This is a genomic window from Protofrankia sp. CiP3 (assembly GCF_917627345.1).
Classification (GTDB): Bacteria; Actinomycetota; Actinomycetes; order Frankiales; family Frankiaceae; genus Protofrankia.
Genome location: NZ_CAKJTM010000130.1, coordinates 9208 through 9969, shown reverse-complemented (window position 1 = coordinate 9969; position 762 = coordinate 9208). Strand labels below are relative to the sequence as shown.

General features: G+C 71.0%; 1 pseudogene. It reads right to left on the bottom strand.

The annotated features are described in order from the left end of the window. Positions 1 to 762: pseudogene (locus MJ797_RS23880) on the bottom strand (transposase); the annotation flags it as partial.

The window sequence follows — 762 nt, the reverse complement described above, 5'->3', positions numbered from 1 at the left end:
TCAGGTGTGGTCTGCCGGTGTCGGGGTCGGTGTCGAGGTGCGTGCGCAGCCACGCCCCGACCCGACACTCTGCGGTGATCTTCTCGACGCGGGCGCGGACCGCAGCCTCGTCGGGGTAGTAGCGGGTCCCAAGGTTGCGGTGCAGCACGACGAGCGCCGCGCGCGCCTTGTCGATCTGTTTCGTGCGGGTGGTCGCGGTCGTCTCGGCGCGGCGGGCCGAGTGGGAGAACACCGTGCGCACGGGGAACGGCGGGTCGGCGGCCTTCGGCCCGCGTAAGGTCGTGGTCCCCTCGACGACCCGGTGGACGTCGCGCTCGTGGAACAGCTTGTTCTGGTCGCGCTGGGCCGCCCAGTCCACGATCGTGGCGGTAGTCGGGTCGTGGGCGGCGAGTTCGGCCAGCCCGACGAGCGTGCGCGAGGCGGGGGCGACGAACGTGGCCCCGGCGGCATCGATCGTCCGCAGGTTCGTGTAGGAGACCAGCTTGCTGTCCCCGACCATCAGGAAGCGGCGCTCACCGGCCAGTTCGCGCAGGGCGCGCAGCGCGCCCTCGACCTGGCTGATCTCGGCGGCGCCGCCGTCGTAGGCGCGGGTGAGTAGCGCGACCGCGCTGTCGGCGCTGGTCGCGACGCCCACCTGGACCTGTTTGAGGTCGAATCTGTGATCTTTTGGGTGGCCGGGTTTCGGGGTGGCGTAGGCGGGGTCGGCCTGGTCGTAGGCGCCGTACACGGACATGCTGGTCATGTCCCAGTGAAAGCGCAGGG